Annotated in this window: 14 protein-coding genes and 1 tRNA gene; 12 read left to right on the top strand and 3 right to left on the bottom strand. The window is 56.1% G+C overall.

Annotated features, from left to right (window positions below; translation table 11 throughout):
* The first annotated feature begins 4 nt into the window (after positions 1–4).
* Genes ACN28R_RS22110 through ACN28R_RS22095 form a run of 4 tightly spaced genes read left to right on the top strand, consistent with a single transcriptional unit; the run spans position 5 to position 13,281 of the window.
* Positions 5–9,733, top strand: a complete 9,729-nt coding sequence (locus ACN28R_RS22110) for a polyketide synthase (RefSeq protein WP_220701755.1) — start codon at positions 5–7, stop codon at positions 9,731–9,733.
* A complete protein-coding gene (locus ACN28R_RS22105; protein ID WP_095835483.1) occupies positions 9,730–10,872 on the top strand; it encodes a Gfo/Idh/MocA family oxidoreductase in 1,143 nt (380 codons plus the stop codon). The genes ACN28R_RS22110 and ACN28R_RS22105 overlap by 4 nt, the downstream gene beginning before the upstream one ends.
* Positions 10,865–11,653, top strand: a complete 789-nt coding sequence (locus ACN28R_RS22100; protein WP_095835482.1) for a thioesterase II family protein — start codon at positions 10,865–10,867, stop codon at positions 11,651–11,653. Before ACN28R_RS22105 ends, ACN28R_RS22100 begins: the two co-directional genes overlap by 8 nt.
* A 41-nt stretch (positions 11,654–11,694) precedes the next feature.
* Entirely contained in the window at positions 11,695–13,281 is a 1,587-nt protein-coding gene (locus ACN28R_RS22095; protein WP_095835874.1) for a (2,3-dihydroxybenzoyl)adenylate synthase, read from the top strand.
* A gap of 426 nt (positions 13,282–13,707) precedes the next feature.
* Here the strand turns inward: ACN28R_RS22095 and ACN28R_RS22090 are convergent.
* The 3 genes from ACN28R_RS22090 to ACN28R_RS22080 form a co-directional block, all read right to left on the bottom strand.
* Positions 13,708–13,783, bottom strand: a tRNA-Gly gene (locus ACN28R_RS22090).
* Between the two features lie 246 nt (positions 13,784–14,029).
* Complete coding sequence (locus tag ACN28R_RS22085; protein WP_095835481.1) at positions 14,030–14,956, bottom strand: D-2-hydroxyacid dehydrogenase; 927 nt, start codon at positions 14,954–14,956, stop codon at positions 14,030–14,032.
* Between the two features lie 264 nt (positions 14,957–15,220).
* Positions 15,221–16,963, bottom strand: coding sequence for a glycoside hydrolase family 13 protein (locus ACN28R_RS22080; protein ID WP_095835480.1), 1,743 nt, complete (start codon positions 16,961–16,963; stop codon positions 15,221–15,223).
* Between the two features lie 799 nt (positions 16,964–17,762).
* Here ACN28R_RS22080 and ACN28R_RS22075 point away from each other — a divergent pair.
* The 8 genes from ACN28R_RS22075 (at position 17,763) to ACN28R_RS22040 (ending at position 26,830) form a co-directional block, all read left to right on the top strand.
* Positions 17,763–18,986, top strand: coding sequence for a hypothetical protein (locus tag ACN28R_RS22075; RefSeq protein ID WP_222103760.1), 1,224 nt, complete (start codon positions 17,763–17,765; stop codon positions 18,984–18,986).
* A gap of 24 nt (positions 18,987–19,010) precedes the next feature.
* Positions 19,011–22,424, top strand: coding sequence for a TIM-barrel domain-containing protein (locus ACN28R_RS22070; protein ID WP_095835479.1), 3,414 nt, complete (start codon positions 19,011–19,013; stop codon positions 22,422–22,424).
* A 455-nt stretch (positions 22,425–22,879) separates the two neighbouring features.
* Positions 22,880–23,860: a 6-phosphofructokinase gene (locus ACN28R_RS22065; protein WP_048637351.1), complete on the top strand. Its 981-nt coding sequence runs from the start codon at positions 22,880–22,882 to the stop codon at positions 23,858–23,860.
* A 9-nt stretch (positions 23,861–23,869) separates the two neighbouring features.
* Complete coding sequence (locus ACN28R_RS22060) at positions 23,870–24,160, top strand: PTS sugar transporter subunit IIB (RefSeq protein WP_095835478.1); 291 nt, start codon at positions 23,870–23,872, stop codon at positions 24,158–24,160.
* 16 nt (positions 24,161–24,176) lie between these two features.
* Entirely contained in the window at positions 24,177–25,520 is a 1,344-nt protein-coding gene (locus tag ACN28R_RS22055; protein WP_095835477.1) for a PTS sugar transporter subunit IIC, read from the top strand.
* A gap of 63 nt (positions 25,521–25,583) precedes the next feature.
* Complete coding sequence (locus ACN28R_RS22050) at positions 25,584–25,856, top strand: hypothetical protein (RefSeq protein ID WP_048637348.1); 273 nt, start codon at positions 25,584–25,586, stop codon at positions 25,854–25,856.
* 6 nt (positions 25,857–25,862) lie between these two features.
* Entirely contained in the window at positions 25,863–26,300 is a 438-nt protein-coding gene (locus tag ACN28R_RS22045; protein ID WP_048637347.1) for a PTS sugar transporter subunit IIA, read from the top strand.
* Complete coding sequence (locus tag ACN28R_RS22040) at positions 26,297–26,830, top strand: P-loop nucleotide/nucleoside kinase family protein (RefSeq protein WP_048637346.1); 534 nt, start codon at positions 26,297–26,299, stop codon at positions 26,828–26,830. The genes ACN28R_RS22045 and ACN28R_RS22040 overlap by 4 nt, the downstream gene beginning before the upstream one ends.
* Positions 26,831–26,843: the final 13 nt, after the last annotated feature.

The raw sequence follows: 26,843 nt of genomic DNA, 5'->3' as shown, positions 1-26,843 counted from the left end.
CATTGTGAATATTGAAGAATTATTGAGTCGTTACTACCCGGACTGCGAGCCGATCGCGGTGATCGGCCATGCCAGCCGCTTTCCCGAAGCCGAGGACAGCGAAGCCTACTGGGCCAACCTGGTGGCCGGGCGGGAGTGCTGCCGGCCATTTTCCCGCCAGGAGTTGCTGGATGCCGGCATTCCCGCCACCGTCATCGACGATCCAGCCTACGTCCACAGGGGAACGGTGGTGGCCGATGCCGATGCCTTCGATGCGGAGCTGTTCGGCTATTCGCGTCAGGAGGCTGAGCTGATCGATCCGCAGCAGCGCCTGTTCCTGCAAATCGCCTGGCATGCGCTGGAGCATGCGGGCTATGCGCCCAGGGCCGTGCCGCACAAGACCGGGGTGTTCAGTGCGGGGCGGATCAGTACCTATCCAGGCCGCGAGGCGATCAACCTTGCCGAAGTGGCGCATGTGCGCCGCTTGCAGTCGCTGATGGGCAACGACAAGGACTATGTGGCGACGCGGGTGGCCTACAAGCTGGATCTGCGTGGCCCGGCCATGACCGTGCAGACAGCATGTTCAAGTTCGCTGGTGGCCACCCACATGGCCTGCGAAAGCCTGCGCTCCGGAGAGTGCGACATGGCGATAGCCGGTGGGGTGGCCGTGTCCTTCCCACAGGCGAGCGGCTATCTGTACCAGCAAGGCATGATCTTCTCACCGGACGGGCATTGCCGACCGTTCGATGCTCAGGCGCAGGGCACGTATAGCGGCAATGGCGTGGCTGCGGTTGTGCTGCGACGCCTGGCGGACGCCTTGCGCGATGGCGATCCGGTGGCGGCGGTCGTGCTGGGCAGCGCGACCAACAACGACGGCAGTCAGAAAGTGGGCTACACCGCTCCCTCGGTGGCCGGGCAGCGCGAGGTGATCGCCGATGCCTGGAGCCTGGCCGGGGTGCAAAGCCGGCAGATCGGCATGATCGAGGCGCACGGCACGGCCACGCCGCTGGGCGATTCGATCGAGTTGCAAGCGTTGCATACGCTATTCCACTCGCCCGATCAGGGACCGGCCTGCGCGCTGGGATCGGTCAAGAGCAATATGGGCCACCTGGATACCGCCGCCGGCATTGCCAGCTTCCTCAAGGCGGTACTGGCGGTGGAGCGCGGCACGATCCCGCCCAATGTGAATTTCAGCCAGGCCAACCCGGCGCTGCGTCTGGAGGATGGCCCTTTCCATGTGCCGACCGACGCGCAGCAATGGGAAACGCCAATGCGCGTAGCGGGCGTGTCGTCTTTTGGTATCGGCGGCACCAACTGCCACATGGTGGTGGCTTCGCTGCCGCAGGCGCTACAGCGGCAGGCCGGAGCCGAAGAAGCAAACACCGCTCCGACCGAGAATGTGCTTCTGCTCAGCGCCAACAGCGAAGGTGCGCTACGGCGCCTGGCGGGCGCCTATGCGCAGGCTTTGCAAGTTCTGCCTGCTGCCGATGTGGCTTATACGGCGCTGCATGGACGCTTGCTCGATCTGCCGCGGCGCTTGGCGGTACCGGTGTGCGATGAAACGGTGGATGCCCTGGCCGCCTTTGCCGATGGCGAGGGCGACATCCTGATCCAGTCGGGTCATGACGCGTCAGGCAAACGGGTCTGGCTGTTTACCGGCCAGGGTTCGCAATGGCCGGGCATGGCCCAAACAGGGTGCGCCCACTCCCCCGCCTTCGCCCAGTGTCTGGAGCGTTGCCTGGCCGTGTTCGATACGGCCGGCGACCGAGGCTTCCGCGCGGCCTTGCACAAGGCCCTGATGGAACCCGAGCACGTCCTATTCCAGCGCATGGAGTATGCGCAGCCCGCCATCGTTGCCTTTGAGCTGGCGATGGCCGCGTATTGGCAATCGCTGGGCCTGACGCCGGATATGGTTCTGGGGCATTCGGTGGGCGAATTTGCGGCGGCCGTGGTGGCCGGGCATTACCCCCATGAACAGGTCATGCCGCTGGTGCGGCTGCGCGGTGCTCTGATGGATCGCTGCATCGGCGGCGCCATGCTGTCGGTTTTCACCGGCGAAACCGAGGCGATGCCAGTGGCTTTGCGGCTAGGGCTCGACCTGGCCGCATACAACGGCGAGCGGCATCTGGTCTTTTCCGGTGAGCGCGGCACGGTGGCGCGCATGGCGACTGAACTGGAGACGATGGGCATACGCAGCAACCCGCTGGCCGTGACGGGGGCGGCTCATTCGCGGATGCTGGACCCTATCCTCGACGAGTTCCAGCAGGCAACGGCCAGGCTGCGCGCGCGGGACGGCGCGTTGCCGTTCATTTCCGGGCTGACTGGCGAGAGGGTGGATGCCGAACAGTTGAATACCCAGGATTTCTGGCGACGCCATATGCGCAGCCCGGTGCGCTTTATTCAGTGCCTGCGCAAGGCCATCGACAACGGCGCGAGCCTATTCCTGGAGGTGGGGCCGGATGCGCCATTGGCAGGCATCGGGCAGCGGGAGTTGGGAGACGCGGCACGCTGGATCGCCAGCGCCAAGCGCCACCAGCTTGCCGATAGCCAACTGCGGCATGCGCTGATGCAGCTCTTTGCCGCAGGCACCGATCTACCGTGGTCGTCTCTGCTGTCCGGATCGGGCCGTAAATGTCATGCGCCGCTGTACCCCTTCGAGCGGCAGCGGTACTGGCGCGAGACGCCGGCGGCGGTAGTGGACAGGCTGGCGCCAATGGCGGCGAACCTGCCGACAGCGCGCAGTGTGGTGGTTCGGGAGGCGCGTGAACTGGACCTGCCGCGTTTGCAAGCCCTCTATACCTGCGTCACCAAACTGCATGCCATCTACGTAGATCGCCTGGTGCGGCGTTGCGTGGGCGATCGCATCGACCACGGGGCGACGGCATTGGACATCCTGCGCGATGGCCGGTTGCTGCCGCGCCACCGGCAGTTGCTGGTACGGCTGCTCAAGGCCTGCGTCGAGGATGGCTATCTGCAGGTGACGGACGGCGGCTATGCGACCCGCAATCCCGCGCCCCATGATGAGCAGGACGATTTGCTCGCCGAATTGCAAGGATACTGCGAAGGTCTGGACGTAATCGCAGAGACGGTGCAGCGCGCGGGCGACAGTTTGTACGCGATGATGAGCGGCGAGCTCGAACCGGTAGCGGTGATTTTCCCGGAAGGCGCGTCCAGTGGGGTGGAGGTGCTGTACCAGGACTTCAGCTTCGGACGCTACTTCAACCAGATCGCCGCGGGAGTCGTGACCGACCTGGTGCGCGACAGAAACAATCGTGGGGCGCCGCAACCGGTATTCAGGGTACTTGAGGTGGGAGGCGGCACCGGCGGCACCACCGCCTGGGTGCTACCGGTGCTGTCCAGTCAGCCGAATGTGCGCTACGTGTTCACCGACATTTCGCCGATTTTCACGCGGCGAGCCGAGCAGAAGTTCGCCAACTACGATTTCATTGAGTATCGTGAGTTCGACCTACAGAAAAGCGCCGGACTCCAAGGCTTTGCCGCGGGCGGCTACGACTTGATAGTCGCGGCCAATGTCATCCATGCCACGCAGCATGTGGGCGAGACGCTGGCAAACCTGCGGCCTTTGCTCAAGCCAGGCGGCAAGCTGCTGATGCGCGAGATCACCCGGCCCATGCGCCTGTTCGATTTCGTGTTCGGGCCGCTGGTGCTGCCTCTGCACGACGAAGAGGCGCGGGGCGGCGAATTGTTTCTAACGACGTCGCACTGGCGCCGGCAGTGTCTGGCCGCTGGATTCGCGCAGACCGAATGGCTGCCGGAAGAGGGTACGGCCACCTCGGATATGAGCGAGCATATCGTGCTGGCGACGGCCCCGGGTGCGGGGATAACAGACACTGCAACCGTGCGGCTGGGTCACGGCCCGCTGGGACAGACGTTGACCAACGAAGGGGGCTATCTGGCGGACTGGTCTGACTGCGCCGGACTGGACGCCGAATGGCAGGCTCGCGTCGAAGAAGCGTGCGCGGAAATGGCGCGCCGCCATGGCGGCCGCCGCTCGATATCGCTGCCGGACGTGCCCGCACATGCACCGGACTGGCTGAATCTGGTGCGCCTGCAATGGAAATCCAAGCCCCTCGGCCCGGTATGGGTCGAATTGCATGCCTGCGACCCTGAGGGCGTATGGCGTCGCCTCAGTACCTCGCCATCGGCTCTGGATAGCGATTTGCCCGAGCTTGCGGCGGTTCCCGAAACACACTACGACTGGTCATGGGAACGCATCGGCACCGCGCCGGCGCAGTCCAAAACGGCCAGCGGCCGGTTCTGTCTGTATGGAGACGCGACGGAAGAACTGACAACGGCACTGGCGAGCGCGGACATGCATCTGGATCCGGATGCCAGGGATGCGCTGGTAATCCTGGATCCCGCCGCATCCCTGGAAACCGTGGCGGGGATCTTGCTGGATGCGGTTGTAAAAGCCGATCGCGGCCGCATCGTGGTGGTGACCCGCGCGGCCTGGGCGGTGACGCAAAAGGATGCCGTCAACAGCGTTCACCACGCGCTCTGGGGCCTGGCGCGCGCAACGGCGGCCGAGTTTGCCGCGCAACGCACAGGCCGCGCCATCGCTGTGGTGGATCTTGCCGCCGACGCGGATTGGCGGGATTTGGCCGCCGGGCTACAGGCGGTGAGCGAAGAACCTCACTGGGTCGCCGTCCGAAGCGGACAAGTCTGGGCTCCCCGCTTGGCGCCGCAGCAATATGCGACCCCGGCCCTGACCGCGCACAGCCTGCCGGGCGACGGCTGGTATGTCGTGACGGGCGGCCTCGGCGGTCTTGGCAGATTGAGTGCGCGATGGCTGGCCAGCCGCGGCGCACGCCGGATTGCGCTGCTGGTACGCCATGAGCATCCGGATGCCGCCGAATTCGCGGCCGGACTACAGCGGCGCTATGGCTGCACGGTGAGGTCTATCGTCTGCGACGTTGCTGATCCGACGGCACTCGGCGCGGTGTTGGACGAATTGCAGGGCGACGTCGGCATTGTCGGGGTCATCCACGCCGCAGGCGTGCTGGACGACAGCCCGATCGCAGCACTGGACAACCAGCGCCTGGCGCCGGTACTGGCCGCCAAGGCGCACGCTGCCCGACAGATCCACGAGAGGCTGGTCGAAGCAGGCCGGCAGTCCTTCCTGCTGCTCTATTCCTCCGCGGCCGCCGCCCTTGGTAGCGCAGGCCAGGCCGCCCATGCGCTGGCGAGCGCCTACCTGGACGGTCTGGCTTATGCTGAAGCGGCCAAAGGCGATGAAAATCGCGTGATGGTGGTATCCCTGGCCTGGGGGGCTTGGGGTGAAACGGGTCGGGCGGCGGATGCCGGCCTGCAGGAGCGACTTGCCGAGGACGGCATGGGCCTGCTGAGTGATGCCGAAGGATTATGGCATCTGGAACAGGCTCTGTCGCGCGCGGCGCCCTATCGCCTGGCGATGCGGGTGCGGCCCGAGCGCCTGGACGATGCCCGCAGCCAGTTGCTGGGGTTGAGGCAGTTGGAATTCCCGCAGTCCGCCGCCGCCATGACGCCAGGCGATACTCCGGCGGCCGCGGCGCCGCAACACACGCCAGCGGCGGACTTACCGCCTGCCAAACTGGCCGATGCCGGCATCGTGGCGCAGTGGCTGGCCGGTCAGATCGCCACACAACTGAGGCTGGATGAGCCGGGCCGCCTGTCCCCCAGACGTGATCTGGTGCAACTGGGCCTGGATTCGCTGTTGTTCCTGGAATTGAGCAGCACGATCCAGCGTCGCCTCGGCGTTCGCATCGACGCGGAACAGGCCTATCGCGACCTAACCATCGATGGGCTGAGCCGCCTCATCGCCGGGCAGGCGCTCCAGACCCCGGAGGCAGCGCCGCCATCAGTCGTGTTGCAGCACGATGCGCAGGGACGCTTCCAGCCATTTCCGCTGACCCCGATCCAACACGCCTACTGGATGGGCCGTACGAGCCTGATCGACTTTGGCGGCGTGGCTTGCCATGTGCTATTCGAATGGGATTTGCGACATGACCGGTTCGATCTGATACGCCTCGAACAGGCCTGGAATACCCTGGTGCGTCGGCACGACATGCTGCGCATGGTTATTGATGAGGACGGCCGGCAACGCATTCTGGCGAAGGTGCCGGATTACCGGATCGAGCGGCGCGATTTGTCGCGCTTGTCATCCGCCGAGCGCGAGCAGGTTCTGGACGAAACCCGAAGCGAGCTGTCCTATCGCGTGTTGCCGGCAGAGCGCTGGCCGTTGTTCGAACTGATCGCCAGCGAACTCGATGGCGAGCGCTACCGGCTGCACATGAACCTGGATCTGCTGCTGTTCGATGTGCAGAGCTTCAAGGTCATGATGGATGACCTTGCCGTCGTCTATCGGGGCGAAAGCCTGGAGCCGTTGCAGATCACGTTCCGCGATTATGTTCTCGACGAACAGGCCCGCCGTCAGGAGCCGGCATGGCTGAAATCCTGGTGCTATTGGCAGGCACTGCTGACGGACCTGCCGCCCGCGCCCAGACTACCGTTGTCCGGCCGACAGCAGGCCGGCGGCCAACCACACTTCACGACCTATCAGGCGGTGCTGGATCGCCAGAACTGGGAAAGATTAAAGCGGGAATGGCAGTCATGGGGCGTGACGCCCTCGGCCGCGCTGATGACGCTGTTTGCCTGGACGCTGGAGCGTTGGGCGCGCTGGCCGGCTTTTACGCTGAATCTGACGTTCTTCAACCGGCGTCCGGTACATCCACAGATGCCTCGGTTGATCGGCGACTTCACTTCGGTGTTGCTGGTCGATTTCAACCTGGGTGATTCATCGGTCAGCCTGCGCCAGTCGATCGAACAGACGCAGCAGCGCCTGCGTCAGCATCTGGCGCACAGCCAGGTCAACGGGGTGGAGTTGCTGCGCGAGGTCGGCCGTATCCGTGGCCAGTCACGCCAACCGCTGATGCCGGTAGTGTTCACCAGTATGTTGGGCATGACCTTGGATGGCCTGGCGATCGACCAGGCGATGACCAGCCTGCTGGGCGATCCGGTACATGTGTTCACGCAGACGCCGCAGGTTTGGTTGGACCACCAGGTCATGGAGATCGACGGTGAGCTGGTATTCAGTTGGTACTGCATGGACGAGGTGCTGGCCGATGGCGCGGCGCAGACTATGTTCGAAGACTTCGGCGACGTTCTGAAGACCATGGCGATGCACCCGTCGCTGATGGAACAGCCAGGGCTGTGGAAGCAGCCTGAAGCGCAGCGCGACCCTCAGCGTTTCAAACGTCGAGGGTGGCCTGCCGCCATCGCCGGCATGACGATCGACCTTCGCGAGCTAGAGGATGCCGTTCGCCAACAGGGCGGCGTGCTGCTGGCCGATGCGCGTGGTGATGCCCGGACGGGAGGCCTGCAGGTGAAGGTTGTGGCGGCGGAGCACGCCTATGATCCCGCCGGCCTCCCCTCCCTGTTTCCGGATGAGCCAGCCGCACTGGTAGGGCTGGATACCGCCGAACAGGCCCGCTTCGATGCGGTATGGAACGCACTGGAAACCCGTGCGCTGCATGGTATCGCCATGACCCTGCTTGGACATGGCCTGTTTGCCCGGCCGGGCCAGACTGCCGGGCTGGACGAAATTTACCAGCGGCTGAAGGTGATGCCTCAATTCGAGCGAATCGTGCGCCAATGGCTGCGAGCCCTGTCAAACGCCGGATGGCTGACACAAGACGGTCAGATCTTCGTATGCCAGCGCTCGCTGGAACAGATGCCCGCGGCCCCTGCCGTGCCCTCGCCCCCTTGGGGCGACGTGTTGACCGCCTATCTTGACCGCAGCATCGAACGGCATGCGGAACTACTACAGGGCACATGTTCTGCCCTGGAACTGTTCTTTGTGGATGACTACGCGATCACCCGCGCCTTGTATGCGGAGAACCCGGCCGCGCAATGCGTGGCGCGTAATGTGGAACGGGTCGTACGCACACTGGCGCGGCATGCGGGGACCGATGGCAATTTGCGCGTCATGGAGGTCGGCGCGGGAACGGGCGCCACCACCGGAGCCGTACTGGAGGCGCTTGGCGAACAACTGCGATCGTATCATTTCACCGATGTGTCAACCTTCTTTCTGGACGAAGCACGCAAGCGCTTCGCCGCACGCGATGACATGGCTTACGGGTTGTTCGACATCAACCGGACAGTGGACTACCCGATGCATCCGGCCGAAGGCTATGACCTGGTGGTCGCCGCCCAGGTTATGCACGATGCCAGCCATATCGTGCGATCGCTGCGCCGTATCGGCAGTCTGATGAAGCCCGGCGCACGGCTGTTGCTGATCGAGACCACGCACCGCGACAGCCTGCTGCAGATGGCCAGCGTGGGCTTCATCGAAGGCCTGGGCAACTATCAGGATCAGCGCGTCATCGACGACCGGGCAATGCTGGATCTCCCCCGGTGGCGCGAGGCCTTGCTGGAGGCGGGTTTCTCTCTCGAACTGGCCTGGCCGGAGCCAGAGGTTTCTCCCATCCATCAGCATGTGATCGTGGCCCGACTGGCGCGGGCCGCGCATCTCGACCGCGCGGCATTGGAAAACGCGCTGGCCCGCCATTTTGGCGAGATGCCCCTGGCCGTAGCGGTACAGCAGAGCGAGCCGCTAGACCTGTTCATGGCCGATGAGGCTGGCGCTGGACGCGTACCGGACGAACCAGCCGCAGCCGCGGCGCAAGCATCCGAAGACGCGGCAACCACGATGGGCGCCGATAGCGCCGAGCCCCCGTCCGATGCCTTACTGAACAGTGTGGCGCAAGTGTGGCAATCCTTCCTCGGCAAGCCGGTACAGCCGGGCAGCGACTTCTTCCAGAGCGGCGGCGACAGCCTGATCGCCACCCGCATCATCGCGCAAATCAATCGCATCGGCATCGCCGGAGCCAGCCTGCAGGCGTTGTTCGCCTATCCGACGCTGGCGGGCTTCTGCGCGACCCTCAAAGAAACCAGGAGCAAGGAAATAATGAAGAATGTACTCGTGCCGTTGACTCAGGGAACATCGGGCGAGCGCCTGTTCGTGTTCCATGCCTCGGATGGCGGCGTGGCGTCGTATCTGACGTTTGCCCAGACGCTGGCTGGACAGGTATGGGGCTTGCAGGCGCCGGAGCAGATCGCGGTGAACAGCCTGTTGGAGCTTGCGCAAAATTATCTGCGGGCGATGAAACCGCAACTCGGGGACGAGCCATACACGCTGATCGGCTGGTCTTACGGCGCCACGGTCGCCGCCGAGGTAGCGCGCATACTGCAGGATCGCGGGAAGGCCGTGCGCCTGGTGCTGATCGACCCGGTCTATGGCGCCGATTTCGCCGTTGAGGATCTTTCAGCCCTCATGCGGCTGTTAGCCACGGAGCACAAGATTGTTCTGCCGGTCGATTGGGATGAACGGGACGAAGCGGCCCGTATCGAGACTTTCGCGGCCAGTGCCGTGGCCGCCGGCGTCATCGAACAGTCGCTGCCAACCGATGAGGCCCGCCAATGGCTGATGCGCATTTACCAATTGCTGGATCTGCTATCGAGGCATCGGATCGGCCCATGCATTCCAGCCCCGATTCTGTGGATCGAAGCGGATCGGCATCCTGAGCACTGGACGCCCGCAGCATGCGAATGGGCGGAATGGGAAGCACAGGCGCAAAGCCATGTGGTATCTGCCACGCACTGGCAACTCATGGAAGACGCAGGGATCGCCGCCCACATCGCGTCCCTGGCAGGACAATGGCTGGCGCAGACTTCCAGCCAGGAGCAAAACCTATGACCCGGACATCCATTAAGAAGAACCGGCGCGTGCTAATCGCCGGTGCGAAGTTCGGCGAGATGTACCTCAATGCCTTTCTGCGGCCCCAGCCGGGCCTTGTGTTGGCGGGCTTGCTGGCACGCGGCAGCCGCCGGGCGCAGCAACTGGCGCACGACTTCGGCATTCCCCTCTACACCAGTCTGGAGCAGATACCCGATGACATCGACATTGCCTGCGTGGTGGTCCGCTCGACCGTGGCCCAGGGTGAAGGCAGTCAGCTTGCGGCCGATCTACTGAGCCGGGATATTCATGTTCTGCAGGAGCATCCCCTGCATCCGGACGATGTGGTCAGGCTACAGGCGCTCGCCAGGGAGCGCGGCCTGACGTATTGGATCAACAGCTTCTATCCCCATGTCCCCGCCGGTCGCTGCTGGGTAAAGCAGGCATCACGCATCCGCAGTCTGCTGGGCGGCCAGATGCTTGGTTCGGCACAGTTGACGACCAGCCGCCAGTTGCTGTACTCAACGCTGGATCTGCTGCTGCAGGCCTGCGGAGCGGCCAACGGCAGCGAGGTGCGAGCCGAGGCGCTGGACGGTTCGGATGATAGTTTCGTGCCCCTGAGGCTAACGCTGCCGGGCGAATGTCAGGCCTTATTGCGTTTGCAGTCCTACCTGAACCCGTCCGACCCCGACATGTTCAGCCTGGTAATGCATCAGGCCAGTCTGATTTGGCCTTCGGGATACCTAACGCTGGAGGCCAGCTATGGCCCGGTGCTATGGACGGGGACCTTCCATGACCCGGAACACGGTAGCCGGGAGCGCACGATGTACCGCTATGCCAACGAGGTCGGCGCCTATGCGCAACCGACGTCCATGATCCTGCATGAGGCCCCCGGAACGTGGCGGGATGCCTTTGAAATCGACGGAGCGGATGGCATCACGCATGTCCTGCGCACGCTGTGCCGGGTATTGGATGGGGCAAACGCGCCCGTGGGGTTCGGTCCGACATACCAGTTGGCGCTGGCCCGCTTGTGGCTCGACATCCTGCGCATCGCGCCACCCGTCGTGGAGCGACATCTTCCGCCGCCGAGAACGATCACCAGGGATGACCTGATCGCTACTGCGCCAGGTCAGGAGGATCCGGGGGGCGTACATGGATAGCTTCTTGTCACTGTGCGGCCAGCCTATCGGGCGAGGGTCCGTTGGTCTGCATCTTGTGCTGTGCCCCTTTGCTGGCGGAAGTGCGAGCGCATTCCGAAGCTGGCGGGAGCTCCAACCCGCGGGCATACAGGCGTCGCTGGCCGTCTATCCGGGACGGGACCATCGAATGAACGAGCCCTGCGCGGCAAGCATCGCCGACCTTGCCAACCAGGTGCTGGCAGAAATCGAGGCCCAAGGCATTGATCGGCAACAGCTCATCCTGGCGGGGCACAGCATGGGCGCTCAGATCGCTTATGAGGTGTGCGTGCGCCTGGAACGCAAGGGCTCGGCGCCACGCGGCCTGGTGCTGTCCGGCTGCCATGCCCCGCATCTGCGAGGCCGCCGTCCCATCAGCCATCTTGAGGACCGCGCATTCCTGGAGCAGTTGGTCGCCATCGGCGGCTGCACGCAGGAACTGCTGGCCGAACCGGCCATGTGGCCGGTGTTCATGCCCATGCTGCGTGCGGATTTTCAGGCCACGGAAGGGTATTGGCAACCTCAGCCGCCGCCCCCGGCACAGCGGTTGCAGACACCGGCCCTGCTGGTCTATGGCGGCGCAGACAGCGAGGCCTGGCGTTCAGAGGTCGATGCCTGGAAAACCTGGCTAAGCGATACGCATGGCCCCGTCTCCATTGCGGGCGACCATTTCTATGTCACCCGGCGTCCTAGGGCTTTTCTGGAACATATCAGACGCCGTTTTGAACCTCATTTCGCGCACGCTCAGGCGTGTACATTCAAGTAAGGAACACGGTGATGAAACCCGATCAGTCCACATCGCGTACGATGAACCACGATAGCGAATCATTTCCTCTGAGCTACTGCCTTACCCAATGGGTTCGTGAATATGGCGCCCGTACCGCTCTGACCAATGAGGCCGGCGAGAGTCTGTCCTATTTGGCGTTGCAAGAGCGTGTCGAACGTCTTGCCGGCGGTCTGTACGCCGCCGGGTTGCGGCCTGGCGAGTATGCAATGGTGCAGATGCCCAACACGTTTGGCTTCTTCATTGTGTTTTTCGCCTTGCTGCGGCTGGGCGCCATCCCGATGATGGCGATGCCCAACCAGCGGGAACGGGACATTGATGCGCTGATGGCGCTCGCCCGCCCGGTTGCCTATTTCATTCCCGGCGACGTTGGAGAGCATGATCTTCTCGCGATTGCGAAAAAGATGCAGGACAGGTATGAGTCGTTGCGGTTTGTCGTCAGGGATGGCAATTCCAGGCCCAGCGAACGGGAAGTATTCATGCTGAACGACCTGCTGGGGCCGGAATGTCCCTGGCCGACGCAAAATGCACGGGATACGGCATTGCTGTTGCTCTCCGGGGGAACGACGGGGACGCCGAAGCTGATTCCCCGCACCCATTGGGACTATTTTTACAACTTCAGCGCGTCGGCCAGACAGTGCGAATTCTCTGGCGATACGGTCTTTCTGGCCGTCCTGCCGGCCGCGCATAATTTCACTCTGGCATCACCGGGCGCGCTGGGCACATTCCAGTGCGGCGGGAAGGTGATAACATCAACCTCTGCCAGTTGCGACGAGGCCATGCCGCTCATTGAGAAAGAGCACGTGACGCACGTGGCGCTGGTTCCGCCGCTGGCCAAGCTGTGGGTGGAAGGCCGCGAATGGGAGGACAGCGACCTGTCGAGCCTGAAGGTGATTCAGGTCGGCGGGGCTCGTCTGGAGGCCGGGCTGGCAAAGCAGTTGATCGGCGTACTGGGGTGCCAATTGCAGCAGGTCTTCGGCATGGCCGAGGGATTGCTCTGCTACACACGCTTGGACGACTCGTTGGAAACCATCGTTCACACGCAAGGGCAGCCACTGTCGCCGGATGACGAAGTCCGAATCGTCGATGAAGATGGCCGCGATGTGGTCGGGGGGCAAATCGGCCAACTCCTGACGCGCGGCCCTTACACGATCCGAGGCTATTTCCGCGCGCCGGAGCAGAACGCATCGAGCTTCACCGAGGACGGTTTCTACCGCTCCGGCGATCTGGTTCGTCGTGACGAGCGCGGCAACCTGATCGTGGAGGGACGTATCAAGGAACAGATCAATCGCTGCGGTGAGAAAATCTCTGCCGCTGAGGTGGAAGAAGCATTGAGCGCATTGCATGGCGTCCATGCCGCAGTTGCCGTGGGGGTTCCGGACGAACTGCTGGGCGAAAGGATCTGCGCCTTCATCAAGCCCAAAGGCCAGTCAATTGATCCGGCGCTGATCAAAACGGCGTTGCGAGAGTGCGGCATAAGTGACTACAAGATACCGGATCAGATCGAGACGATCGCAGAATGGCCGCTGACCGCCGCCCGAAAAATCGACAAGCGGCGGTTGATTGCCATCGCAACGCAGCAGGCCTCGGAAGAGCCCGCATCCCGCTAGCCGCATTATCAGCAGGAAATTGTAGGCACACATGCCCCGTTGACCTTGCCGTAAAACTGGTCGAGCGCATTCGCCATCAGGCAAGTAGCTATATGCTCTATGAGCGGCATGGCGAGTGGGCGCTGGAAATCAATGGGCGTTCAGGGTATAGGCTTTGCCGGTGGTGCGGGCCTGCCGGGCAACGGCATCGGTTAACGCCATCGGGTATGCCTCCTTCAGTGCTGAAGAGAGGTGTACCGCGCACAGGGAAACGACTCAGCAAACAATCCGCATCGATAACGCACCCGATTTTCGTGTACTAATTTGTGTACTACTTCGGCGTGGTTGACGGTGGTTTTCAGTGGATTTCGCTGGATGCTCAACAGAGATATTACCCTGTTGAATCATAGACCTACAGACATCTGTGGACATCTATAGAACAAGAATTGGAGCGGGAAACGAGACTCGAACTCGCGACCCCGACCTTGGCAAGGTCGTGCTCTACCAACTGAGCTATTCCCGCGTATTACCGGACGTATTACCGGACGTATTACCGGACGTATTACCGGACGTATTATCTCTCAGTCACACAGAAAAGCAAACTGGCGGACCAAGAGTGATACATTGACCATAAAATCGACATAACCCTATGAATACTATGACGATACATTCATTCGGCGGACGGCATTATGTCTCAATCGACAGATGCTGACAAGCGCTTTTCCACGAAAATACGATTCATCAGTACCGTCCTATAACCTGAGCGGATTCAATACCCTTTAGAAAAATCGACCTCCCCTCGCAGCGTTTCTCCCTGCCGAAAACGCGCCAAATTATCCAGAAACAGGCGAACTAGCAGCGTTGGAACCATCGGGCCGGCAATATGCCCGGTGATCGTAATAGTCGGTTCCCGCCAAAATGGATGAGCCTCGGGCAAAGGCTCCTGTCTGAAAACATCCAGAACCGCACCGGCGAGTTGCTGATTACGTAACGCCGCCAGCAAATCGGCATCAACCACTGCGGTTCCCCGGCCGACGTTAATAAACAGGGCCGATGTTTTCATGGCGGCAAACAGCGCGGAATTGTAGATATCCGCCGTTGCCGCGGTATCGGGCAGAAGATTAATCACATAGTCGGCATCCTGTACCGCCGTTTGCAATCCGTTCATCCCCGTAACGTGCTTAAAATAAGGCAACGGCCGGGGCGTGTTCACGACGCCATGCAGTTCAACGCCGAAAGGCCGCAGGAACCCCGCCACTTCACAGCCGATTTCGCCAGCCCCCACGATAAGTATCTTTTTGCCGGCCAGCGACCCCGGTAAACGGTGATTCCATTCCCGTCTGGCCTGGCTGTGTTGCCGTTCGCCAAGTTGTAATGCATGCCTGAGCAGAGAGGCGATCACATACTCGGCGATCGGCTGACCAAATACGCCTACCGCCCGGCTTAGCCGATAATCACGCGGCAGCCCCTCGGCCAGGAGCGGCTTAAATCCCGCCCAGGTGGATTGCAGCCAGTCCGGTCTGGCCCCCCGCGCCAATAGATCCGCGGCGGCATCCGGCTCACCGAGCCAGATGGAACAACTGTCCGCCTGTTCCGTTGTTCCATCCGCTAACACCAGCTCAATCGATGAGCCGTCATCATGCAACGCCGAGCGAATTTCCTCAGCACGAGAATCCAGCAGGAGAACCGTGGTCATAACGTTATTCCTTAGGCAAAATTCAAAGCATAAAGGGAGAATAGCAGCGTCGTCCGCAAGAAGAAAATCACAAGCGATGACGTGTCTGAAAAGGCGTTGCCATCCTGAGCGTCGGCGGTTTAAACAGATGGTTAAACCGGGTGTTTCGCTCACACTCTATACGGCGGGTACGGCGGGCGGGAATCGGCGATGATGCCATGGCAATCACGAAAGTTGGGCAATGCCTCCACGGAAGCGGAGGCATTGTATAAAGGCAGCAATCGGCTACAGTTGGAAAATCGCCGCCTGCCAGGGCTTCATCGTTAGATGACTTTCGCCCGGCGCGGCCGCCTGTTCGCTACGGTTGCTGATTAGCGTTTTGACAACCTTTTTACCATTAGGTATGTCCCATTCGACATTATCGTGGGTGAAATTAATCACGACCAGATATTGTTGATCGCCTAGCGTGCGGGTATAAGCGAATATTTTACTATGCTGCGGGTCCAGATCGTTATATTCGCCATAGATCAATGCCGGGGTCTGACGCCTTAATGCAATCAATTCCCGATGATAGCTATAGACCGAATCCTGGGCGTTAATCTGAGAGGCGGCATTGATTTGGCTATAGTTGGGATTAACGGCCAGCCACGGGGTTCCTTTGCTAAAGCCGCCGTTGATTGCCGTATTCCATTGCATCGGGGTTCTGGCATTGTCGCGGCTGGTCTGGCGGATGTGCTCAAGAAACTCGTCGGCCGGCACTTTTCCGCTTTCAACCAGCACCTTCCACAGCCCGCGCACTTCAACATCCTCGAAATCCTTCACCGTCTTGAAAGGATAATTGGTCATGCCCAGTTCATCGCCCTGATACAGGAAAGGCGTTGCCCGCTGGGTCAGCATCATCGTAGCTAGAGCCTTGGCGGATACCACGCGCCATTGATCGCTGTCGTCGCCAAAATGCGATACGGCGCGCGGATTATCGTGGTTGCTCAGGAAACTGGTATTCCATCCCAAACGCCCTGACCGATCGATTTTTTGATACGCCTCTTTCAGTGCCGGCAACGTCCATGCGGTCTTGCGCCAGTTGTCGCGATCGAGACGGACGACATCGAAGTGAAACAGCATATTGAGCTCATTGCGATCAGCGTTGATAAACTTCGGCGTGTCCGCAAATGTCACGCCAAAGGCTTCCCCCACCGTCATGGTATCGTAGCGAGACAACACTTCCCGGTTCATCTCCTGCAAATACTCATGAATACGCGGCCCATGCGCAAAGACTAATTCCGGGTGCGATAATTCGCTTGGCTGCAAATCCGGCAGGCCATCCTGCTTGGAGATAAAGGGGATCACATCCATACGAAAACCTGAAACGCCTTTATCCAGCCAGAAACGCATAATATCGTACACTTCATGCCGTACTTTCTTATTTTCCCAATTCAAGTCCGGCTGTTTTTCCGCAAAATAGTGCAGGTAATATTGCCCGGTCACGTCGTCTTTTTTCCAGGCCGAACCGCCAAAGAAAGAGGGGTAATTATTAGGCGCTCCGCCATCACGCGCATCCCGCCAGATATAGTAATCACGATACGGATTATCTTTCGACTTCCTGCTTTCTTTAAACCATTGGTGTTCGTCGCTGGTATGATTCACCACCAGATCGATAATTAAGCGCATGTCACGACGTTTAATTTCACTCAGCATACGATCGAAATCTTCCATCGTGCCGAATTCATCCATAACCTTGCGATAGTCGCGGATATCATAGCCGTTATCGGCATTGGGCGAATCAAAGTGCGGGCTCAGCCAAATAACGTCAACCCCAAGGTTCTTTAGATAATCCAGCTTCTCGGTAATACCGTTGAGATCGCCAATACCATCACCGTTACTGTCGTTAAAAGAGCGCGGGTATATTTGATAAACAACCGCTTCTTTCCACCATTTTGCGTCATGTTCCGTAGGGATTGCCTGGGCGGACAGCGCAACGCTGGCTAATGATACGATCGCAGCCAGCTCACGGATATGCATCTTGGTCATGTTAATTCCTCATCTGTGAAGATGTTCCACTCAACAAATTACGCTTAAGCTGAAACGTTACAGCCCTTTTTTACAGAGGCTATTCGATCAGAACTGTGAGCGGGTTAACATCTAACAAGATGCGCTTACCTTTATTTCATAAGGATGATCATAATAAATCACAGTAATTTTATTTATTACATTCGGTTACCATTATTGATGATTTAAAAAATCAAATACCTATCATTCATTAAAAATGACTTTACAGAAAAATGGATAGTGTTTAATTCTCAAACCCAAGAAATGATATTTAAGCGAGTAAACATGTCATTTCTGATGATATACCGTGAGTTTTTGATTAAGGACAGGGAATTACATTTCCCTGAAGCTAAAATGCCGAGTGGAAAAAGAATAATCCAATCATAAAAAAGCAGCGATGTTTCTGTGCGGAAAATAGTCGCTCCAGCAGGCCATAATCAATAAGTTGTTTACTTGCCGTCTATGAATAAAATTCGTACACCAATCAATATTCACCTCTGTAGCTATCGCGCCTGGCGAATTAATCCGCCGTGACGCATCAACAACAAAATGAAATAATTAGCCAGTGAATAACTTCCTATAAAATTATTTCCATATTTATAACGTAATTATCCTTTACGGAATAAGTTGCGCCTGGCGAAACCTATCCGACGGACTGATTGCATGCGTTGCCTGGCCGCTGAGCCATAAAAAGAATCAAAAAATGACGGCAAAATTCGATACAGGCGACGCTACGCGCAAATAAAAAGAATTGTTAACTAAGAAATAATTAGAGGCCAATATGAAAATTCGTTTGAAAAAACCAAAGGCGAACCTTCTCCCGTTAGCTGAAAAAGGAGACCCGCGACATTCGCTATCCCGGCGAAAATTCATTATGTATGGCGGATGCGTCGCCGGTTCCATGGCCCTTGTCGGGGCGAACAAGGCCATGGCAGGCGGCAGCGCAAGCAAACCTGCGCCAACCGCCTGTCCTCCCGGCGTGATTGCCGCCTCTTGTGAAAACCCTAATAAACAACTGGCGCCGGAAGCGAACCCCGCCGCGCCGCAGACGGTAACCATCAAGCCGGGCAAAGGAGAAAACATCGTATCGGAATACCCGTTCAACGGCAGCATGTTGCAAGGGGTGATGGTCAGTAACCTGCACGAATTTGATACCGGCAGTCTGTTTGCTCAGCAGGATAATGCCGATGTCATATTAACCAACCTGGGCCCGCAGCCTGTTTTTGTCTCCGCCAGCGCCGATGTAAACAACGACCTCCACAATGACTCCCCGTTGCGCCGTGCCATTCCCTCCCTCCAGAGCGTGATTATCAGAGCCGGAACCGTAATTACCACCGCGGACGCCTCCGCAAACGGTCTGGTCTCGCTGGTTCAGGTACGCAGCACCCGTAACCTTGAGACGGATGTGTTCTCGCAAGAGACCAAATGGGCCAAATACGGTTTTCCGGCAGGGTCGCCCGCGCTGCCGCTTTGGATATCCAGCCAGCTCCACCTGGCCCACCAGATTCAGGTCAACCCGTGGCATTTGGTTGGTCTGCCCGCTCCCGCCGGCAGCAAGACCTTGCCCTATGAGCTATACGCCAACCTTTGGTGGCTGCCGGCCGGTTCGGACGCCGGGATCCACGCGGCGCACGGCAGCAATTTCCTCGAAGTGCATACGCAGTTGATCGGTTTTGGCCGCATGCAGAAATACGCCGATATGGCCAAGGCCCGCGCAGCCATTGCCGGTAAACGCGTTATCCAGCCGGAAGGCGGCATGTTCTCGCCGTTCGATACGGGAAAAGCCTTCCCGGAAATGTATGAAGAGTTCAGGCTGGCGCCCGGCAATACTCATCTACCCATGCCTTTAGTTAAAGATTACGACGCCTGGAAAGGCGAGTCTGATATCTGTAAAAACGCCAGCATGGACAATCCCTGTTTCCATTACCCGCCGCATCAATATTACGCCGACACCGATAGCGTCTGGATTGCCTTTGAATTCCATCGTTCCGTAGACAAGAGCTAATCGACAACCAAGGATTGCGTAATAATGAATAACAGAGAACTTCCGAACGAATGGCGGGCTTATAACACCTACGATTATGTGCCGGTTGAGGAATGGTCCGTTGGCGACGATATTGAACTGTATTCGGTAAATTGGGATGGTAAACCCCACTCGCCCAAAGGATTCGATACAGACTGGACCATCTACATTAACGCCAAGGCCAAAACCAAATCAGGGGCGGAAAATAACGAACGCGACGTCTGCCTTATTCTACAGGTCACATCCTGCGAAAAAGACGCCTTTAGAGTGCGTTTCTCCCCTTCCGCCGCATCAATAGCGGATTATCCGGACAAGGTTTATGGGCCGGTAGTGGCCGAACGTCTTAGCCATATTCGTCAACACGAACAGGCGGCGGGCTACAAACCGATCCTGCGCTGGAATCGTAACGGCGCCGCTATCCAACTGCGCGCCATACAAATCCAGTTTGTCAGAGCCGAAGACGACTCGCTGGCGATACAGGTCAAGCGTCTGGCCGACGGCGCCGTCACCGATATTTCATCCGGCCCGCTGTTTCATGCCAAACCCGGCGTTGGCACGGTCGCGAATATGAAGCGCAAGGCGGAGTCCGCAACGCACTATTTCGGTCTGGGAGAAATTCTGCACTACAACCTGACCGGCAAACACAACCCGGAGACCGGCACCGCCAAAGATGAGTGCTACGGTTACCAAGGTTTCTCCCAACTCGATCACAACGGCGCGCAGGTCACCTGCTACAACTACGACAACCTTTGGTACAACCAGCCCGAAGTCTTCCCGCGCAGCGTTCCGTATAAGGAGGCGTTCAAAGCCACGGCCAATGTCCCGCTGTACCTTAATGCGCCGTTTTATATCGAACGCGCCAGCATTAACGAACGCCAGCAGTTTCTGGGGGTGTTCCTGGATAACACCGGGCAGAGTTATTTTTCCTTCAAAAACGCCTCCCGCGACAAAACGGCGGTTGACGCCGGGGTGCAGCAGGGAGAATTCGACTGCCATTATATGTTCGCAGAACAAGCGGCCGGCGTGCTGGACGCCTTTACCTATCTAATGGGACGGGGCAACCTCGGCGCCGAGGCGAAAATCGGCCCGACGCTTAACGATCGGGCCACCATGCCGCCCAAATATATCTTTGGTTATTTTCAGGCTAAATACGGTTTTCCCGGTCTGCTGCGGCCACAGGGAGAACAGGATCCGCTGAAAGTCTATGTTGAGGATATCGTCGAAGGCTATCGTCAGGAGAATATCCCGATAGAAGGATTAGGGATCGATATCGACATTCAGGAAGACAAAAAAGTCTTCACCATCAAGGATAGCTTTTGGTCTAGCGGGAAAGCGGGTGAAGGGCTATCGGTTTTCGACTGGGCGGCGCAGTTCAACCTGCAATGCCAAACCAATATTACGCCGTTTATCCGGGCCGATAAGGCTGCCTATCAGCCCGGCGACAAGGCGAAGAAACAGTATGAAACCGCGCAAGGTCTTATCCGCAACGGCTACTGCGTGCAGAATGAAGGCGAAGCCAATATTACCAAATTCCGCGGCCCGCAAAATGAAAGCGATTATCCGGGCCTGACCTACACGCGCATCGGCGAGGTTAACTACCCCGATCAACACGTGCTGGTTCTCGACTACGGCATCAACGCGCAAACCGCAGAGCGGGATATGATCGGCGCGGTGGTCACTGATTACGGCAATCCGGACGCCGCCCGTTTCTGGGGCGATCAGTACGCCTATCTGCTGAAGAATGGCCTTGGATTCGTCTGGCAGGATATGACGGTTCCCGATGCCATGCCTCACGTCGAAGATGGGAAAAACTTCGCCGATACGGAGTCGCCCCGCAACCAGTTCGGCTGGTCGCTGACCGGCGAAGCGCCGGACGATGACAGAAGGCGCACCAATACCTTCAACTGGCGCAGCTTTCACGGCCAACTGCATCTGACCGATCCCCGTTTCGGCGACGGCCGCAAAACGCCGTTCGTGGAATTGCGCAATTTTCATGCCTATATGCTGGCAAAATCCACCTATGAGTATGGACTGGCCGCTCACGAAGAGTTGCTGAAAGGCTATAAGCGCAGCTACGTTATCTGCCGCAGCGGATATCCGGGGTTACAGCATTACGCGGGGCATTGGGTCGGCGACAATGCCTCAACCTGGCACCACCTTCAGGCCACGATCCCGATGCTGCTTAACCTGGGCATGTCGGGATTACCGATTGCCGGCACCGACGTCGGCGGTTTTGCGCCCGGCGAAGCGCCGGAGGATCCCGGCAGCACATTATTCAATGATAAACGCAACCGCAATCACAACCCGATGGTTTACGACCGGCTGGTTCTGGGCGCCGAGGACGTTGATATCGGCGCCATTTGCGAACAGGAGCTGATGACGCGCTGGATACAGGCCGCCTGTTTACTGCCGTGGATGCGTAACCACTACGATGCGATGAAACCGTATCAGGAAATTTATCACTATACGTCAGCGGTAACGGCTGAAGGAGGCCGCACCTTCTGCGATATCATGGCCGCCTTTATCCGCTTCCGGGTCCGCTGGCATCACCTGTTATATGATGCGATGTACCAGAGTACCCAAATCGGCGTCCCGGTGATTCAAGCCATGAGCCTGTGGGAAGGGGATGAAGAGGTGTTCAGCGAAAGCAACCGCGACATTCTCGCCACCCAGTTCTTTATCGATCGCTCGGTATTGGTCGCGCCGATTCTGACGCGCAGTCCCAAGGACGGCGCGGCGTCATATACGGTTGAAAAAGAGATCTATTTCCCCAAAGACGCACAGGGACAGGCCATCAACTGGTACAGATATAACGTGCTGGAAGATACGGTGGATATTGAACATCCTTTTGAGGGCGGGAAACGCATCAAGGTGAGCGCCGATATTACCGAGCTGCCGTTGTTTGTTCGCGAAGGCGCTATTATTCCTGAACGCCATAGCCAGTCGGATCTGAAAGCCGCGTTTAAAAATATTCAGGTAATGGATAAGTTTAAACAGCCGCTCGTTCTGTCGGTTTACCCGGTGGGGAAACAGGCCGCGGGCGATCACCAGCTATACTGGGACGATGGCGGCGTGACGCGTTCGGCGGAGCGGGACGGCGTTTTTTCCGTTATCGATATTCATCAGGCGCGCCAGCATGCGGCGGCTGAGGGAGAAACCCAGGTTATCAGTGTTACCCCGCGCAAATACGACTATCCGTTGCACGAATTTATCTATTTCCGCATCCGGTCGCCCCAGCGTTCCGCGCGCCGCATCGCTATCGGCGCATCCAGGGTGGACAACATGGCGGCGTCGACGGATAAGCTGTTTTCGTATCAGGGTGAAGCGGCCTGTGTTGATGATAACGGCAATCTCTGGATAAAAGCCCGTACCGGTCAATTATCCGCCGGGAAGCCGTTAACCGTCAGCATTACGCTGTAGTCACCGATAACCGGCCGGGGAAGCGGCGGAAAAACAAGGATGTGATGCTATGCGTCATTTTCGAGGGAAAAGTCATCGTCCGCCCTTCCCTCCATTTCACGAACCTGTCCTCCCGCCGAATCAGCGAAATGCGGTTCGTTTAAGGGGCGGAATAGAAATAACTTTGAAATAAATCACAAAAATAAAAAGTGATATTCCCAGGAAAATAACCCATCCGCAGAAACTGGATTGTAGAAAAACAAGACAATAAAAAACAATAAATTACCCCTCTTCTTTAAAAAGCCACGAGCAAAATAGAGTGATACGCATCACATATTTTAGCCAAAAAAAGTGATGTCAATACACAACAAGGGTCTACGACATTGCATAAATGTGATATCCATCGAAAAAAATAATTATTCCATCATTAACATTAAATCTACATTCACGTTTACTTTCTCTCATGAGGTCGCTACATGAAAATAGGATTAGTCATTAGCGGTGGTGATGTCAGCGGTATCAATAACTTTTTATTTCAGGTTTGCCGGATGACCGAATCTGAAATAGTGATTTTTGACGGGGGTATTAACGGGTTAATAGAAAACAGATTTAAAGAGATTACCTGGAGAGATTTGGTCGATTTTTCAATATCGCCGGTACCTTTGATTACTTCGGGCAGAAAAGAGGATAAATGTAAAAAATCAGACTATGAACAGATCACGAAGAATATCCATAGAAGAAAGATTGATGCTCTTATCATGGCGGGGGGAGATGGCTCATTTCAGTTTTTAAAAACGCTTAGCGGGTATGGCATTAATTGTTACGGCATAGGGATGACCATTGATAATGATATTACCGGCAATAGTTACACCATAGGATTTTCCACAGCGTGTGAGCAGGTAATCAGTGAGGTTGGAAAATTAAGAAATACTGGCCGCGGATTACCCGGTCGAGTGTTTATGATAGAACTGCTTGGTGGGTATTGTGGTGAACTTACCTTGCAGGCGGCATTGAAAAGCAATGCTGATATTGCTCTTATTCCTGAAGATCCATGGGATATTGATGTTCTCGCGGAAAAGATCAAGAGCAAGATAAAGACACAGAATAGCGTAATTATATTATGTTCGGAGGGATATACCAAAGAGTACACGCCTGGCTTTCAGGGAGCCATTGATACCATGATTGGCAAAATAGAGCACAAAATTGGCATCAGAATAAGAAAAACTATATTGGGATATGGCTTACGAAACGGCCTTCCAACCGGCGAGGAAATTATACAAGGCGCCATTCTGGCCGAAGAAGTCGTCAGATGTATAAACACCAACCTGACAAATAAGATAATTGTTATCAATCACAATAATAAAGCTATACCGATCGATCTTGAAAACTCGGATAAAAGACTCGTTGATAAAGATAGCAACATCTACAAACTTGCCAAAGTAAATAACCTTATATGAGGTAATGACATGCTTAAAGTACTCTGCGTATGTGGCTGCGGCCTCGGTTCGAGTTTTGCCATTGAAATGAGCGCAAAATCCGTATTGCAAAAATTAGATATTGAAGCTGATATCAGTCATACAACCGTTTCAGAAGCCTCATCTTTCAAATATGACATTATTCTCACACAAAAAGTGTTCGCCGATATTTTAAATTCAGACGCCAGTGAGGAGGATAAAAAAAAGGTAATCATATTAAATAAACTGACAGACAAGCGTGAAATAGAAGAAAAAATTCTAGCCTATATTAACTCAATCTGAAAGATGAGGTGATGAAGTGGATGCTATTATAAATTTCCTGGTGAAGGATTTATTGGGTCAGGCTTCCATATTGATTGCTTTAATAGCAATGATTGGCCTAATCCTACAAAAAAAATCTGTCGGAAAAACCCTGGAGGGAACATTCAAAACGCTGCTTGGCTTTCTGATAATGATGGCAGGCATCAATATCATTGTTGAAACATTGACATTCCTTAATAATATTTTCACCAGCGGTTTCGGTATGAAGGGATATATTACGGATGTGGCGGCAATAGCCGGACTGGCAAACCGTGAGCTAGGTTCGCAAGTGGCTCTTACGCTACTGGTAATTTTCGTCGTTAACATTATCATTGCGAGAATTACCCCCTTTAAATATATCTTCCTGACCGGTCAGGCACTACTGTGGATGGCGACCATTGGTACTGTTATTGGGTATAAAGCAGGGCTTACAGGTGCGACATTGATTCTTACCGGAGGGATATTTGGCGGAATAATGGCGGTATTAATGCCGGCACTGGCTCAGCCTATCGTACGGAAAATCACGGATTCCGATGACGTCGCATTAGGTCACTTCTGTACTATCGGATACCTTGTTCAGGCCGCGGTTGCACGGGCAATCGGTAAAAACTCAAAATCAACAGAAGATTTGGCATTACCTGATAACTTTAAGTTTCTCCAGGACACTTACCTGTCTATGGCGGTAATAATGATACCGATGTATCTCATTCCAGCCATTTTCGCAGGTCCGACATATATTGCCCAGTTTGCTAATGGAACGAATTACCTGATGTATTCATTCATGCAATCCATGCAATTTGTCGCCGGTGTTTTCGTATTGTATAGCGGCGTGCGCTTACTCCTTAATGAATTAGTTCCTGCTTTTCGGGGTATTGCCATGCGATTAGTGCCCAATGCGAAACCCGCGCTCGATTGCCCGGTATTGTTCCCCTATGCGCCTAATGCCGTCATCGTCGGCTTTCTGGCAACGACCGTGGGGTCCATTCTTGGGATGATCATTTTCCCCATGTTTGGTTTGGCGATGATCCTTCCTGGCATGTTGACTAATTTCTTTGCCGGTGGCGCCGCCGGGGTTTTCGGCAACGCATTGGGAGGAAGAAAAGGCGCGATTATCGGCGGCGTCGTTCACGGGCTATTTATTACTTTCCTACCGGCAATCTTAGTCCCTTTACTCGAAACATTCGGCTTCATCGGCGTAACATTCAGTGATTCAGATGTGATAAGTACAGGTCTCATATTAGGTTATGCATTCCAGAATGATTGGCCATTCGTAATTGGGTTTATCGCCTTTGTCGCCATCATTGCATATTTAGCAAACAGAAAACTGACTAAAGAAGTCTGATCATTACTTCCTGATATAACTGGATAGAAATCACGTCACCTCTAAAAGAGGTGAGGAGGCATTATGTTCTCAAAATTGAAAGAACTCTTTAATCCTGGCGAATCAAAGGGAGAGAATGAAAATGATGAGTCTGTAGAAAGAATCGAAAAAGAATTATCGGATCTGGAATTACGTTTATCACAAAACCCTGCTGATAATGCAACGCAGAAACAGCTGATGATTAAATACAATCAGGCTATTCAGCTTTTCTCAAACAGTACTCGGCATCGAAATAAGGTTGATGATGTTTTCGTAAAAATCGATGAACTAAGAAATACCATTCGCAAAAATATATGAGGTTTTATGAGCATTAAAAATTTTCTATCAGAAAACCAATATATTCAGGTCGACGTAGATATTGGCTCATGGAAAAATGTTATTGAGAAAGCGGCAAAACCATTAATAAATGGTGGGTTTGTTACGCCAGAATATCCGAAGGCCATCATTAATAACACTCTGGAATATGGAGCATACTACGTTTTTGACGAAGGTATCGCAATTCCTCATGCCAGACCGGAATGCGGAGTGCTGGAAAATTGCTTTAGCATGGTAACGCTCCGTCATCCCATATCAATTAATGGCAGTGAACCAGTGGATATTATCATCATGTTTGGCGGAATAAACAGTGATTCACACATCACTGATGGCATTGCATCGATCGTAAATCTACTGGATAAGGACGATACGCTATCTCGAATCAGGCAAGCCACAACTATTGATGAAATCATTGGGTTATTATGAAAAAACTGATTTTAGTTAATGGCATACCGGCATCTGGGAAAAGCTCAATATCCAGAATTATTTCTGAATATTTTGATTTCCCCATATTGAGTATCGATGAGATCAAAGAACCCTTTATGGTTCAGTTCTCTGAAATAATCGACAGGCCATTAAATAGAAAACTTGGATATGCCGCCTATGAGGCTATGTTCAATATTGTAAAAATATCTCCACAGGACAGCGTTTTTGTTATGGACGCATGGTTTGGATTCCGCGATAAAGCTGTTTTATCGGATTATCTTGACCGGTGCGGGGTAAAAATCGCTATAGAAGTTTGGAATAAAATATCACCTGAACTCGTTGCGAAACGCTATAAGCTCCGTTGCGCGACTCGTGTCAAAGGACATCCGGGTGAAGAATATATTCCTGAATTAATGCTTTTAGCAGAGCACGCGCAACCGATGGGAGTCGGCGGGATATATACCGTTGACCAAGATAAAGGAATGAATAATGAAGAACTCATTTCATGGGTTAAAAGCCGCTTAATTTAAACGTCGTCTTCAA

This window comes from Brenneria goodwinii, assembly GCF_002291445.1.
In the GTDB taxonomy this organism is placed as follows: domain Bacteria; phylum Pseudomonadota; class Gammaproteobacteria; order Enterobacterales; family Enterobacteriaceae; genus Brenneria; species Brenneria goodwinii.
This window is presented reverse-complemented; position numbering and strand designations above follow the sequence as displayed.

Bases quoted from the DNA above. Each gene is read 5' to 3' on its own strand.
- ACN28R_RS22045 (WP_048637347.1), top strand. From the start codon at position 25,863: ATGAGCATTAAAAATTTTCTATCAGAAAACCAATATATTCAGGTCGAC.
- ACN28R_RS22105 (WP_095835483.1), top strand. From the start codon at position 9,730: ATGACCCGGACATCCATTAAGAAGAACCGGCGCGTGCTAATCGCCGGT.
- ACN28R_RS22095 (WP_095835874.1), top strand. From the start codon at position 11,695: ATGAACCACGATAGCGAATCATTTCCTCTGAGCTACTGCCTTACCCAA.
- ACN28R_RS22040 (WP_048637346.1), top strand. From the start codon at position 26,297: ATGAAAAAACTGATTTTAGTTAATGGCATACCGGCATCTGGGAAAAGC.
- ACN28R_RS22060 (WP_095835478.1), top strand. From the start codon at position 23,870: ATGCTTAAAGTACTCTGCGTATGTGGCTGCGGCCTCGGTTCGAGTTTT.
- ACN28R_RS22070 (WP_095835479.1), top strand. From the start codon at position 19,011: ATGAATAACAGAGAACTTCCGAACGAATGGCGGGCTTATAACACCTAC.
- ACN28R_RS22050 (WP_048637348.1), top strand. From the start codon at position 25,584: ATGTTCTCAAAATTGAAAGAACTCTTTAATCCTGGCGAATCAAAGGGA.
- ACN28R_RS22075 (WP_222103760.1), top strand. From the start codon at position 17,763: ATGAAAATTCGTTTGAAAAAACCAAAGGCGAACCTTCTCCCGTTAGCT.
- ACN28R_RS22085 (WP_095835481.1), bottom strand. From the start codon at position 14,956: ATGACCACGGTTCTCCTGCTGGATTCTCGTGCTGAGGAAATTCGCTCG.
- ACN28R_RS22065 (WP_048637351.1), top strand. From the start codon at position 22,880: ATGAAAATAGGATTAGTCATTAGCGGTGGTGATGTCAGCGGTATCAAT.
- ACN28R_RS22100 (WP_095835482.1), top strand. From the start codon at position 10,865: ATGGATAGCTTCTTGTCACTGTGCGGCCAGCCTATCGGGCGAGGGTCC.
- ACN28R_RS22080 (WP_095835480.1), bottom strand. From the start codon at position 16,963: ATGACCAAGATGCATATCCGTGAGCTGGCTGCGATCGTATCATTAGCC.